Consider the following 13,148-nt stretch of genomic DNA (forward strand, 5'->3'; position numbering starts at 1 on the left):
TATTATTGATTCTTTAGTTCTCATGCTGTATGCACTTGAAAAGCTATTCCAAAACCAACTCTGGATTTTCCGCAAAGTGTTTTAGAATTACAATGTTTTCCGTGGATGACTCATTGATAATTTCTACTCCTTCTTTTGCAGCACGTTCTGTCACGAAAAATTCATCATTTGTCAATTCGCCCAGATGAATCAGGGAAGGTGTTTCCAATTTCCACTGTCCAAATCTTCCATGTCCCTCCAAACAGATGATACCGTATGCAGCCGCATCTTTGATTACCACTTTCTGTCCCGGAAATACAGTTAAGCGCTTTGCAGAAACGGTACTGCATTTATAGCAGATCCATTCCTCTAAATACCCTTCTGACAGCATATCTTCTACCACTCTCACCGGTTTTGGCCTCATATAATGTTTCTTATGGAAATCTGCATCTGTATTTTCCTCCCAGTCAATTACGTCCAGCAAATATTCATAGTTTCCGACTTCTTCTTCCGGAGTGTTCTTCCACAGCAAATCTTCTCCGATTACCTGACCGTTTAGCAGTACTGACTGATACATTGCATACACATCTGAGGCAAACTGCGGTTCATAGGTACAGAGACTTCCGGGAGCATGCATCACTCCGGGGGGAACATCAAATCCTGTATCCAGTTCTAATTTATAAGCTCTGGATAAACCAAGAATATTATTGTCTCCTTTGGTGAAATTTTTGAGTACATCTAATACTTCTTCTTTTTCTGTTTCAGGATTAAATCCAAAGAAAGTAAAAGGAAACTCTCCACCATGGTTATTAACCTGGGATGGAAAGAAATACATCTCCGGCTTGCCGGAAGCCCCTACCCTGGCTGCGTGTTCTGCCCGGTGATGAATATGGTGAGGAAGAGGCCCTGCATTGTCAAAGAATTTGGAAAACATGGGCCACCCCCTATACTTCTCCCACAGATAATCGCCCACGATTTCTGCTCCCAAAAAATCTATGGCTTCCTTCAGGAGGATTTTTTCTTTGCCTTCCTGATCCACCACAATATAACTCATGCCTTCATCTTCTGGCGTCCCCGGTCCGTTTTCAGCCCAGGTTGTGGATGCAAACCACCTTTCATCGATGCCTCCCCTCTCTGCCCCCAGTGCATAGTAATCATCCGGATGCAGCTTAATCCTCTTCCCTGGTCTGCAAAATGACCTGGGAACCCAGGTAGGTGCCAACCGGAAGATACCTTTTCCTTTCTGTAATGCTTTTACTGCTAATTCCTTTTTCTCCATCAATATCCTTCCTTTCTAGAGTACTCTGCCCTTTCCTTGTACAAGGCAATCTTTTCTTTCTCTTCTAAAATTTTCGCCGTAAATGTAAACGCCTTTGTTTCTTTTGGTTTTCCCATATAGGCAGAAAGCTTTTCCCGATCAGATAACTTCATGTTTTAATTCCGTTGCCCTTAACACACCATATTTCTGAAAAACATGCCGGTATATGACGCTCATCATATAAGAAATACCTGCCACACCTATAAAAAGCAGCAGCAGCGCCGCTGGAAGTGGATAGCACAGTGTGACAGCAATCAAAATACCACTTCCTAAGAGAAGCACTCCCGTCCAGGGTAGTGCCGCCACACCAAGGAAGGCTGATTTCTTCAGCAAACTTCCAAGTTTCCTGTCACCAGTCCATGCCAGAAGGGGAAAGGCAAAAACCGTACAGGCCAGGAAAAATACCTCTCCAATCATACTCCCTGCTACAATTACACTACTTCCCACCTGAAAGGCACTTGCAAAGAGCGCACAGAGCAGTGTCTGTACAGTCAGAAATAATAACCAGAGCTTTGTACTCTCTTTTTGATTTTTGGCAAAGTATCGGATATAAGTTCTGACTACATAAGCTTCCTTATCCTCTGTCATTTCGATCAGGACATCAAATAATGCTGTAGTGGATGCCCCGATTGTAATAATCGGCAGGGAACAAGTCATCCACATGAGATTCAACAGCAGAAGATCTGCTGCCTTTGACATAAATCGATTGAACTTCCCATCCAGTGCAAATAATTTTTCCATAAGCACCCTCCTTCACAACTTTTTACCACTGAATCTGTAACATGGCAAAAACAGATATTTTATCCAGATGTATTTTTAAACATCCGTCTTCATAGCAGTAAGCTATTTCTTTTTTCTCCGGCAGCATGCATACATTTGCCGGTTTCACAGGTGTATTGAGTGCAATGTCTATATCATGGGTGTCTGCAATGGTATAACCGTTTCTGGTTTCAATCAGCCCCACTAACAGGGATTTAGCCGGTTTATCTTCGAAGATTATACTCTCTACTGTTTCACTTGCTTCTACCTGAATGGAAAACGCACCACCGGCAAGCATTTTCATTATATTTATAAATACCTCTCCATGCTGGTACCTCTCAGCTCTTTCAAGAGGCAGGGCAGACCATATGACCTTTCCTTTCCCGCAGGTGGTATACAGCATACCCGGCATCTCTGTCTCTATTCCAGGAGGATTTGCGTGTATGGTAGAAAATGGATATGCATCTGAATTTACGTCCACATATTCCTCCTCATGAACATCCGTAGGGAACATAGACCAGTGAATGCCTGGTTTTGTATAGGGGAACGTCAATGTTGCCATTTTAGTTCCCATGTATCCTGGTTTTAATTTTACTGCCGGTTCAAACATCACAAGCGGATATTTTCTGGTACTATATCCTTCCATAATCCCCGATTCCCCGCAGGGTGCCAGATATGTCATTCTTCCATCTGTATACCCATCCATTTCTGTATGAAAGAATTTCTGCAGGAGCCTGTTATCTGTGTAACCGCTTAAATACAGATTTCCTCCATCACGCACATAAGATATCACATCCGAGATTTCTTCTTCAGAAAGCCCTGGCGCATCCATAATTGCCAGAACCGGATGTTTCTGTATTTCCTCATGCCTCCAGTTATTTACAATTCCATAGGGAATATGATGGGATGCCAGGATATCAGAAGCTCCCATCAATGCATCGAAATGAGGCATGGTACCTGCACTGCCCTTATCCCTGTCCAGGCGGTGATCCATTACATGAATACCCTCTTGTCTGGGGTCATATTTTCCGTTTAAATTGAAATATAAGCTGATATCAAAGGATTGTTCTCCTTCTGTCATGTAAGGCTCATATTCTTTCATTTCCCCGTAGATTTTTCCAATCAGTTCGTATACCCGCTCATCCATGGTCCCCAGGGGGTCAATGGCATCAATCAACAGGCTGGCTCCGTGATGAAGATATGTCATGGCTACACATTGCCGAAGCTGGTCATAGGATTTCATAGAAGTATGTTCCGCGAGAGTTGGATAGCATCTGCTTGTCATATACTGGAAAGGTCTGTTCTTGGTAAGATGGTACCAGGCTTTACAAGCAAAGGACTGCTGCCTGATTCCTCCGTATAAGTCCGTGCCAATATAATCACTTGCCATAGATACATTTTCGTTATTTCCAAATCTCCAAAATGCAATAGAATTTCCATACTGATGCTCTACGGTTGCTTCGGGAGAAAACTTATGTACTTCGTCGGTACATAAAAAAGCAAATTCCTTTATCCACTCATGGCGCTCCTGGTCAAAGGCCAGCCAATTCTCATCATTCCAGTCCACTATTTCGGGCATTGGCTCCTGATGTTTTTCTCTCCAGCGCTTCTGGCATGATTTGCAATAACATACCTCCGGCCAAAAGGTCATATCAAAGAATACACCTTCAAACTGGAAATACTGGGAGAATTCCCGAATCTGTGCTTTCACAAACTCCCTGTATTCTTCATTGTTGGGACAGCACAACCCATACCGCCCTCCATTCGATCTGGAATCCTGTCCATTTGCATCCTTCATTCTCCACTCCGGATGGCGTTCATATTCCCGGTTATTGAAAATGATGCTATAATACAGAACCGTTGGCATTTCTGCCTCCCGGCACATATCAAAAACCTGCTTTACCATGTCTTCTTTTCCATGGAATGCTTTGTGCATGATGCCAGTCTTTGTAGGCCAGTAACAGAGCCCCACATGAGACTGCACGTATATCATAGGTGCTGTAATTTCAGCTTTTTTCAATAGTTCAAAATACTTCTTGGGGTCATATTGGGACAGGAATTCTTCATTCCAATCTTCAATATGCATGTCCAGTAATGTTCTTCGGTAATGCTTCTTATACCATTTATCCATAATTACCTCCATTTTCTGTAAGTGACTCTATGTAATCTTTTCCTGCATTCTTCCAATGCTTCATACTTATTGGGCCAAACCCGCGGAAAATCCACTCTGGTACAGTCAAGGGCACTGCTATAAATGCCTTCCAGCACCTCAAATCCATGATATGCTAATTTTACATCGCAGTCGTGGCGCTCTCTTTTTCCCAACATCCACTCCCCAAACTCCTTCGTATAGCGGACTTGTGCTTCAAATTGCTCCCGCTGGAAAAAATCCTGATAATCTCCATGCCTTATCTCAGGGGATGTTTCTGGAGAAAAGACCGCATATTTCCCATTGCAGGAAGCCCAGGCATATCCTTTTGATCCATAGACCGTCAGCCTGTCATCTGTCCAGTAAGCAGGCTCCCCGCTGCCATGGCTAAAGCAAGCCTGATACTTTTCCGTCTGCTTCGCCAAATACCCACATTCTAAAAATCCCCGTACACCATTTTCAAAAATTAACTGTCCCATAACATAATCGGGTGAAGGATGGCTGTCCTCTAAATAAAAACTGCCATGAATATGTCCCACTCCGCTTACAATCTGTTTTCCTCCATTAGCCCATATCATGTAGTCTAAATAGTGGGTTCCAAGCTGGGAAGCCTGGGGCTGGCAGCTTGCACGGATATCTGTAATCTGCCCCAGTTCCCCGCTGTCCAGAGCTTTCCTTAATTCCAGGAAAGAATTGAGGTATTTATGCTGGTGGCAAACGATGGTTTTAATTTCATGTGCCTCACACAAGCGTACAATCTCATCTGCTTCTTCCAGTGAAACTGCCATTGGCTTTTCAAAAAGCAAACCTTTCACCTGATATTTAACTGCCAGTTTCACCATGGGCAGACGAATATGAGGCATGGTCACAAAAGCCATCACATCGGGTTTTACCGTTTTCAGCATTTCCTCCGCATCTGTGTAGCAGATATCAGGGCTGATGCCATACTGCCTGACAGACTCCTGAAGATGCGCTTCTCTCCTGTCACAGATTCCTTTCACTTCAAACATATCTCTATTTTTAAGGAATCCGTGGAGATGTACCTTTCCCCGTTCTCCCATTCCCACTATGACGGTAGATAAACACTTCATTTCTACACCTTCCTCTCCAACAAGACCTTGCCGGTTTTTCCCTCAAAAAACATCTTACATGCCAATGGGGCTTCGGCAAGGTTCCAGATATGGCTGACTGCTTTCCCCGGTTCAAATCCTCTCCTGTACAATTCACAGAGACTATAGAAATCCTGTCCTGTAAAATAAAAAGCTCCGGTCAACGTAATCTCCTTATGTATAATATCCTCGGAAGGTACAATCGTCAGCCCTTTGTAGTTCTCTCCGCAGAAAACTACGGTACCTTCCGGCCTCACTGCATGAAGTGCATTTTTCTGTCCCACCGGATTTCCGGAACATTCCAATACCACATCCGCCCCCAGGCGATTCGTCAATTCTTTTATCCTCTGTTCTGAATTTAAATCTACAGAATCCATTGCTTCATCGGCTCCGGTCAGAAGTGCATATTTCATCCGTACCGGATTCATTTCCCAGACTACAACATAATATCCGTAATATTTTAGTAGTGACACGGCACCAAGACCAATTGGCCCAGCCCCAATTACCAATGCCACCCTCCCCATCCCTGCCGGTAATTTCTGTACTGCACGATATGCAACCCCCAGGGTATCCCCCCCTAGCAAAACCGCAGCCCGATCCTCTACATCTTCCGGTATCTCCAAACAGCATTCCTCTGGTACACAGACGTATTCCGCATGTCCTCCCTGACAGATTATCATGGACTCACAGAATTGGGATTTTCCCATTCTGCAGTAATAGCACTTCCCACAGCCTTTTATTACATTTACAGCTACCCGGTTACCGGGCTTTGACTCTCTGCAATTCTTTGCTTCCCTTACAATTCCCACAAACTCATGACCTGACACGAAGGAACAGCCTTGTTCATAATCATTTCTTTCACTGCCGCAGAGTGCAGATAGGGTTACCTCTATTAATACTTCCTTCGTCTTTGGCCTGGGAATCTCCATCTCCCTGATCTTGGCCTGTCTATTTCCAATATAATGTAAACCCTTCATAACATCATCCTACCTAACCCTTCACTGCTCCGCCTGCCAAACCTGCTACAATATATTTCTGTAAGAACACATACATTACCGTCAGTGGAATAGAGGACAATACTATTGCCGCAAACAGCAGGTTATACTCAATGGAATACTGTCCTTTAAAACTGTAGATGAATAATGGCAGAGTCTGTGTCTTCTTGTCCGCCCCCAGAATCATCAGTGAAATCAGGAACTCATTCCACATCCACAAAAAATTGGTGATAATGATGGTGGCTGTCATCGGTTTCATGATTGGATATACTATAGAAAAAAAAGTTTTCCAGGTGCCTGCACCTTCCACATAGGCGGATTCCGCAAGTTCTTTTGGCACTGTCTTCAGATAGCCGTTGCACAGATACACCCCCTGTATCAATGGATAAGTGATAAATATAATAACAATACTGAGCCGGTTTCCTAAACCCAGAGCTTTCATAAACATGGATAAAGGTAATGCTACAATCTGGAAAGGAACAAACATCGCTGCTGTTATATAGTATAAAGAAAATTTTCCCGTTTTAAGATGGATCATCTGGTTCACCGCATAGGACACTGCTGGCACGAAAACGGCTACTATGATAATGGAAATCAATGTAAAAAAGATGGTATTGCCCACTGCCTGTACAAATCCGCTTCTCTGGAATACAGCAATATAATTATCGAGCTGAAATGCCTCCGGAAGTGTCAGAAAGCTTTTGCTGGATTCTACCTGTGTCTTAAAAGAATTAACTATCGTTACATATAACACCAGAGCAATACATAAAAACCAGAATACCAGAAAGAAGTAAGTCAAAATATTTGTAATTCTTTTCTTCGTCCGCATATTGTTCATTGTTGCTCAATACCTCCTCTCCCGATTACCTTCATGATGAGAAACGATACCAGGGCAATGATAAAAAATAGAACAATTGCCGTAGCACATCCCTGGGAGAACTTCATGTCTGTACTTCCCATCAGATAAATCTTATATCCCATAGAGGTGGTTGCTTTAGCAGGTCCCCCCTGTGTCAGCGATATAATATAATCAAAGACTACCAGGGCATCCCGGATTCCTTTTACGAAACAGATCACCAGGGTAGATGCCAGAAACGGAAATGTCACGACGCGAAATCTGTCCATCACACCTGCCCCGTCTATCTTCGCCGCTTCTGTCAGCTCCTGGGGTACACTCTGCAGTGCAGCAATCAGCAAAACGGTAGGAATGGATAAATTCTGCCAGAACCCCAATAGGATTACGGCTATCACTGCCCCAGTCTTTGTAGATAACAAACTGGTCTGCAAAAACCCAATTCCCAAACCATCCCCAATCATAGGAAGCATTCGGCGAAAGATTTCATTAAAAATCAAGCCTAGAGATAACATGGAAATAATGGCCGGATAAAAAAACACGGAACGGAAGAAATTAACACCTTTTAATTTTTTTGTCAGAAAAACACCTAAAATCACCGAACAGGGTATCGTTGTGGCATTGATAACTACTGTATAGATAACAGTAAATTTCACAGAATTAAAAAGGTCTTTATCCTGAAATACTTTCACAAAATTTTTTAAGCCTACGAAATTGTATTCCAGAGAAAAACCATTCCAGTCTGTCAGGCTAAAATAGAAGCTGTAAACAGCCGGAACAATAAAAAATACGGTATATAAAAGTAACGCTATAGCGATGACAGGCATATAAGAAACATTTCTTTTGTGGCTGATACTGTTCTTTCTCATATAGGCCTCCTTTCTGTTTTAGAAAAGGCGGGAATTCATCCCGCTTTTTCCCTATTCCTTACGCAGTACAATTTCTTCCTCACCTGTTAAGAAAGTATCCAAATCACCATCCATTAAAAATGCCTGTGCCAAATCTGCTTCATCACTGACTACACCAGTACTGATATAATCACGCCACCAGGGTATTGCTTTCCCTTCTTCAATATAACTCAGCATCAGATCAATGGTAGGATTGTCCGTCTTTACCCCTTTAATCGGGCTTGGGGACTTATCATAATCTGTATAAATTTGTGCATTTTCTGTTCTGGTCACAAACTCCAGGAATTTTGCCGCATACTCTTCTTTCCCGGTACCTGTCATGGCTGCAATACCAGGGTCAATTCCGGAAATCAACATATTAACTCCATCATCTGCCGGCATTGCAAACATACCCATCTGAATCTCCGGGTTGTTCTTTTCAATGTCTGACTGTGCCCAGGTTCCGGCAATCATCATTGCTCCCTCACCATTTGCGAACATCTGCATTGCCAAATCATAATTAGTGCTCATAGGGTCTGGCTGTGCATAATCACTGGAAAGAAGATACAGACGTTCAGCAGCCTTCTTCGAGTACTCATTGTCTGCAAATTTTGCTCCACTTCCCTCATACATTCCCACATAGAAATCATATGGATTCCACTTGTCATCTGCAACCGCTGCGGTCATAATATGGAATTTCTGAGAACAGTTTTCTTTATCACCATTACTGAAAATAAAAGGAGTAACTCCTGCTGCTTTCAAAGTATCCGCTGCCTTAACCAACTCAGCCCAGGTCTTGGGAACTTCCAGATTGTTTGCCTCAAAAATTTCTTTATTATACGCTACAACACCTGCGTTAATAGAGAGGGGCACAGAATATAACTTTCCGTCTACGGTAGACATGTCATAATAGGTATCAATAATATTGTCATTCCATGCATAATCAGACAAATCCACCATTCTGCCTTCCTTGCACATAGCCCTGAATTCAGCCTGTGATGGCCAATGCTGCACTAAATCCATGGGTTCGTTGGTGGCCATTCTGGTCTGGAAAATCTGCTTTCCCGTATCCGAGGAAGTTGCTGTCAATTCAATTTTTATATTGGGATTTTCCGCCTCGAATTTGTCAATAATCTCCTGAATAACATTGGTATTTGATTTTTGCCAGAACAGCTCCAAAGTGACCACGTCCTCTGAAGAACTTTCACTTGATGTTTTTTCAGCCCCTTTCGTATTTGCTTCCGTGTCCTTAGCCGTTGTCTCTTTTTGTTCCGGCACCTTTGTCGTTTCTGTTGTCTGAGTCTGTCCACTCACACATCCAGTCAAAAGCCCAGCTGTCATCAGTGCAGTAAGTCCCATTGCTAAACCTTTTTTTCTCATTCCTTTTCCTCCTTTGTTTCATTTGGTAACTTAATTTTACCTTTTATTTGTTTCCGCTTACAGAGGACAAAAATTCGATTATGTGCAATTTTTTACGATATCTTACATTCTCCGGTTTTGACATATTCACTGGGCGAACACCCGCATTGCTTTTTAAATACCTTGGTAAAATACTTATAGTCTGAAAATCCAGTCTTCTCTGACACCTCATAAATAACTGCGTCCGGCACACGTAGCAGTTCCTTTGCCTTTCTGATTCGCACTTGATTCAAATATTCATTAAAATTCACACCCATTTCTTTTTTAAATATGCAGCTAAAATAACTGGTAGATTTACTGACATTCTCTGCCAATCGTACCAGAGACAATTCTTCTGAATAGTGCTGATTAATGTAATCCACCGCCTTTGAAATAACTGCACTGTATCTCTTCCCCGACAAATCTTCAAATCCCTTTAACAGAAGATAACAATAATCGGATATCCAGGCTTCGTAATCTGTAATAGAAGAAAAGGACATCTGCCCGGAAAACAACTCCTGATTCTGATTCAAAATTCCTGCAATGTCCACCCCTCTCTCCATCATGCTCTCAAATAAAATATTCTGTATCCCCAGACACAGTTCCTGAACAACCCTTTCTTCCATGCATCTTTCTTTCCTGAGAAACTCAAATTGCCTGTGAATCTGATCATGCAGCAAATCTATCTGAAACAACGAAACACTTTCCGAAATAGCCTTTTTATCTAAGTTCAATAAAGGGTAAAATTTTGTCTCATTCTCCTCTACTTCTTCATGAAATATACAGTTTTCGTTTCCTTTATAAAAGCGGTGTTTCAATGCCTCCTGTGCCTGTCGGTACAACCGGCAGATATCCTTAAGCTGCCCTCTTTCACTGACCCCTATGGAACAGCTGCACCCGGTATTCTGCCTTCGGTTTATTGCATGTAGTTCCTGATAGAATACGTTATGATACTCTGTACGATCATCTTTTCCCTTTATTTGAAAAAGAAGAACCACTTCATTCTCCATCTTTGTCAGAATTTGCATATATTCTGTCTTTATTTCTAAAACGGAAAAGCATCTGCCATAAGGAACATCTCTCTCTAATACAGCCAGAAGTACTTCTCCCTGGTTCTCTCCAAATAATGTTCGAAGTATTCCGGGAGATTTTGTTCCCCGTATCACTTCCCATACCATTTCCTGGTTCTGTAATTCCTTCTGCCTGGACTCCAGACGGATTTCTTCTACCATTCTTTTCAAAAGAACTGATAATTCTTCCAGCTTCACTGGCTTAAGAAGATAATCCACCACTCCCAGACGGATCGCTGTTTTGGCATATTCAAACTCAGAAAAACCGCTTAGTATCACCACTTTTTTCACTTTGGCCTTATTAATTGCTGCCTGTGCCAATGTAAGTCCATCCATTCCAGGCATCCGGATATCCGTAATTAGAATCTCCGGCTTTTCCTTTAGACAGACTGCCAGTGCTTCCCTGCCATCTTCTGCTGTAAATATCTGTTCTATTCCAAGTTCTCTCCACTTTACACTTTTCTGCAATCCATTTCTAATATGCATCTCATCATCTACAATCAACGCTTTCATCATTAGTCCTCCATTAGTGCCATGGGAATCTGAACCACTACCTCTGTTCCTTCTCCTACTTTCGATTGAAAAGTTACTCCATACGCTTCTCCATACTTAAGTTTAATCCTATCATTTACATTTTTCAGTGCGTATATCTTTCCTGTCTGTTTTTCTGTCCTCAATATCTCCCGTATTTTTACCGCATCCACTCCAACCCCATTGTCAGTAACCCGGTAAACAATTGCTCCCTTCTCCCCTGTCACAGAAACCGAAATCTTTCCTCCCCCAATTTTTTCTTCCAACCCATGAACAAAGGAATTTTCTACCAGCGGCTGAAGAATCAGCTTCAATACCCGGCATGAATATAGCTGTTCATCCACATTCATCTCTACCTGTATCTTTTCCCCAAAACGGCAGTGCTGTACTTCCAGATAATTTTTCAGATGAGCAACTTCTTCCTCTACAGTGGTCACTTCTTTACCGTTATTTAGTACGTGGCGGAACATACTTGATAATGCTTCTATCTGACATGCCAGCAAATCCTCTTCATGCTCTATGGCTATCCATCTCATGGTATCTAAAGTATTATACAGAAAATGAGGGTTAATCTGAGCCTGAAGAGACAGGATTTCCGCTTCTCTCATATGAATCTGCCCTTTGTAGACAGTCTCAATCAAGTCCCGGATACGGGAAGTCATCTGAATGACACTTTGATTTAACATTCCAATCTCATCTTGGTTTCCAGTATGAAGTTTAATGTCATAATTCCCTTCATCCACCTTTTCTACGTCACTTGCCAATCTAACCACCGGATCAATGACAGAGCGTTTCTGTACTATTGAAAACACAAAACCAAAGAAAATTGCCAGCGTCAGACACATCCAGATAATATTGTTGATCATGCGAATCTGTTCCTGCAAAACACTCATACTTTTGGTCCGAACTACCGTCCAGCCTGTAATCGGAACTTTGTAATAAAAAACTGCCTGTCCGTGTTTTTCTTCCACGAAATATCCATCCTGTCCATTCACTCTCTCTACAATCTCTTCTGATACATTCCCTGTTAGCAGCTCTTTTTCTCTGGCAGAAACAATTCTTCCATCTTCATCAAATATGTATGACTGATCTTCTTCCGATGACTCCGCAGACGCATATAATGAACAAAGGTATTCTTCACTGATACTGATTCTTTCTGCTCCCACGGGAGTCAGACGATACAGATGATTGATAATACGGTATACAGACACCATGGGGCAGTTTTCTTTTCCAGCTATATATCCCCTATGCATTCTGGCAGAATCCCACATAGGTTTTCCATCCAGTTCGCCCAGCTCCTTTTCCAGCTCCGGCAAATCAAAGATATCTTCGCTCTTATAATATCCTCCATATTGATACAGAGTCTTTCCTTTGCTGAATAGGGACAGGGAGGAAATATAACGTTTCATATAGATCATTTCTTCAATGTATATTTTAGCTCTGCTCAAGGTCTCCTCATTCACCATACCTGACTTCTCATATTCCTCCAACAGTGCCTGAACTTCTTTGTTTCCCACAATATTTCTGGATAAAGTCTGGGTATCCTCCAGCACATTTTCCAGGCTGGGCTTCGACTGTTTTAATACTTCCAGTTCCTTTTCATATTGCTTCTCCATAAATTCACTGGCGATTACACTGTTCATGATACTAAAAAGAAGTACCAGCGGCAGTATCAGGCTGAATAATATTGTGACAGAAAACTTCCTGGCAAGTCCCATATTCTTTAGTTTTTTCATCCACTTCTCCTTTCGCTGAAGATTGGTTCATTCCTTTTAAATTTCTGTGTATTACTGCAACGGCCACAAAGCAGGCATTTTGTATATCCCCGCTGCATACATTTCTATTCTATTATCATTATAGCAACCAGCGTTTCTTATTGAAGTGGAAAAATATTCTAATTTGTGCTATTTTTTATGATTTACTAACTGATTTAATCCTGCCCTGACGCAGTTTTGAATCACTTACCATGTCGTTTTTTGTAATCTACCTTTTTATTGACAATATGTTTAGAATATATTATTATTACTATACTTATTATGTGACAGCGTCATTGAAATGGATCACGGAAAAGTGATTAACACATATAGCCAATCAAATTCA

11 protein-coding genes are annotated in these 13,148 nt (G+C 41.9%); all 11 read right to left on the reverse strand.

Features of this window, described 5'->3' with window-relative positions:
• Positions 1-43 precede the first annotated feature (43 nt).
• The 11 genes from CD03_RS0115805 to CD03_RS0115855 all read right to left on the reverse strand — a co-directional run bounded on the left by CD03_RS0115805 (position 44) and on the right by CD03_RS0115855 (position 12,784).
• Positions 44-1,258: a hypothetical protein gene (locus tag CD03_RS0115805; RefSeq protein ID WP_027294488.1), complete on the reverse strand. Its 1,215-nt coding sequence runs from the start codon at positions 1,256-1,258 to the stop codon at positions 44-46.
• The gene (locus CD03_RS38285) at positions 1,258-1,410 is read right to left on the reverse strand and encodes a hypothetical protein (RefSeq protein WP_197041667.1); all 153 of its coding nucleotides are present in this window, start codon (positions 1,408-1,410) and stop codon (positions 1,258-1,260) included. The genes CD03_RS0115805 and CD03_RS38285 overlap by 1 nt, the downstream gene beginning before the upstream one ends.
• On the reverse strand, positions 1,397-2,038 hold the full coding sequence (locus tag CD03_RS0115815) for a YesL family protein (RefSeq protein ID WP_027294489.1): 642 nt from the start codon (positions 2,036-2,038) through the stop codon (positions 1,397-1,399). The genes CD03_RS38285 and CD03_RS0115815 overlap by 14 nt, the downstream gene beginning before the upstream one ends.
• A gap of 22 nt (positions 2,039-2,060) precedes the next feature.
• On the reverse strand, positions 2,061-4,187 hold the full coding sequence (locus CD03_RS0115820) for an alpha-L-fucosidase (RefSeq protein WP_027294490.1): 2,127 nt from the start codon (positions 4,185-4,187) through the stop codon (positions 2,061-2,063).
• 2 nt (positions 4,188-4,189) lie between these two features.
• Positions 4,190-5,296 carry a Gfo/Idh/MocA family protein gene (locus tag CD03_RS0115825; protein WP_027294491.1) on the reverse strand — a complete coding sequence of 369 codons (1,107 nt, stop codon included), beginning with the start codon at positions 5,294-5,296 and terminating at the stop codon, positions 4,190-4,192.
• A gap of 2 nt (positions 5,297-5,298) precedes the next feature.
• A complete protein-coding gene (locus tag CD03_RS0115830; protein ID WP_027294492.1) occupies positions 5,299-6,291 on the reverse strand; it encodes a zinc-dependent alcohol dehydrogenase in 993 nt (330 codons plus the stop codon).
• 13 nt (positions 6,292-6,304) lie between these two features.
• Positions 6,305-7,147, reverse strand: coding sequence for a carbohydrate ABC transporter permease (locus CD03_RS0115835; RefSeq protein WP_027294493.1), 843 nt, complete (start codon positions 7,145-7,147; stop codon positions 6,305-6,307).
• Positions 7,144-8,031 carry a carbohydrate ABC transporter permease gene (locus CD03_RS33685; protein ID WP_044289417.1) on the reverse strand — a complete coding sequence of 296 codons (888 nt, stop codon included), beginning with the start codon at positions 8,029-8,031 and terminating at the stop codon, positions 7,144-7,146. The genes CD03_RS0115835 and CD03_RS33685 overlap by 4 nt, the downstream gene beginning before the upstream one ends.
• A gap of 51 nt (positions 8,032-8,082) precedes the next feature.
• Complete coding sequence (locus CD03_RS0115845) at positions 8,083-9,429, reverse strand: ABC transporter substrate-binding protein (protein ID WP_027294494.1); 1,347 nt, start codon at positions 9,427-9,429, stop codon at positions 8,083-8,085.
• Positions 9,430-9,521: 92 nt separating this feature from the next.
• On the reverse strand, positions 9,522-11,033 hold the full coding sequence (locus CD03_RS0115850; RefSeq protein ID WP_027294495.1) for a response regulator transcription factor: 1,512 nt from the start codon (positions 11,031-11,033) through the stop codon (positions 9,522-9,524).
• Positions 11,033-12,784, reverse strand: a complete 1,752-nt coding sequence (locus CD03_RS0115855; protein WP_027294496.1) for a cache domain-containing sensor histidine kinase — start codon at positions 12,782-12,784, stop codon at positions 11,033-11,035. Before CD03_RS0115855 ends, CD03_RS0115850 begins: the two co-directional genes overlap by 1 nt.
• Positions 12,785-13,148: the final 364 nt, after the last annotated feature.

It is taken from the genome of Robinsoniella sp. KNHs210 (assembly GCF_000686105.1).
Taxonomy (GTDB): Bacteria; Bacillota; Clostridia; order Lachnospirales; family Lachnospiraceae; genus Robinsoniella; species Robinsoniella peoriensis.

Excerpts from the sequence above, each read along its gene's own strand:
- CD03_RS0115805 (WP_027294488.1), bottom strand. The coding sequence starts at position 1,258 with ATGGAGAAAAAGGAATTAGCAGTAAAAGCATTACAGAAAGGAAAAGGT.
- CD03_RS38285 (WP_197041667.1), bottom strand. The coding sequence starts at position 1,410 with ATGAAGTTATCTGATCGGGAAAAGCTTTCTGCCTATATGGGAAAACCA.
- CD03_RS0115815 (WP_027294489.1), bottom strand. The coding sequence starts at position 2,038 with ATGGAAAAATTATTTGCACTGGATGGGAAGTTCAATCGATTTATGTCA.
- CD03_RS0115820 (WP_027294490.1), bottom strand. The coding sequence starts at position 4,187 with ATGGATAAATGGTATAAGAAGCATTACCGAAGAACATTACTGGACATG.
- CD03_RS0115825 (WP_027294491.1), bottom strand. The coding sequence starts at position 5,296 with ATGAAGTGTTTATCTACCGTCATAGTGGGAATGGGAGAACGGGGAAAG.
- CD03_RS0115830 (WP_027294492.1), bottom strand. The coding sequence starts at position 6,291 with ATGAAGGGTTTACATTATATTGGAAATAGACAGGCCAAGATCAGGGAG.
- CD03_RS0115835 (WP_027294493.1), bottom strand. The coding sequence starts at position 7,147 with ATGAACAATATGCGGACGAAGAAAAGAATTACAAATATTTTGACTTAC.
- CD03_RS33685 (WP_044289417.1), bottom strand. The coding sequence starts at position 8,031 with ATGAGAAAGAACAGTATCAGCCACAAAAGAAATGTTTCTTATATGCCT.
- CD03_RS0115845 (WP_027294494.1), bottom strand. The coding sequence starts at position 9,429 with ATGAGAAAAAAAGGTTTAGCAATGGGACTTACTGCACTGATGACAGCT.
- CD03_RS0115850 (WP_027294495.1), bottom strand. The coding sequence starts at position 11,033 with ATGATGAAAGCGTTGATTGTAGATGATGAGATGCATATTAGAAATGGA.
- CD03_RS0115855 (WP_027294496.1), bottom strand. The coding sequence starts at position 12,784 with ATGAAAAAACTAAAGAATATGGGACTTGCCAGGAAGTTTTCTGTCACA.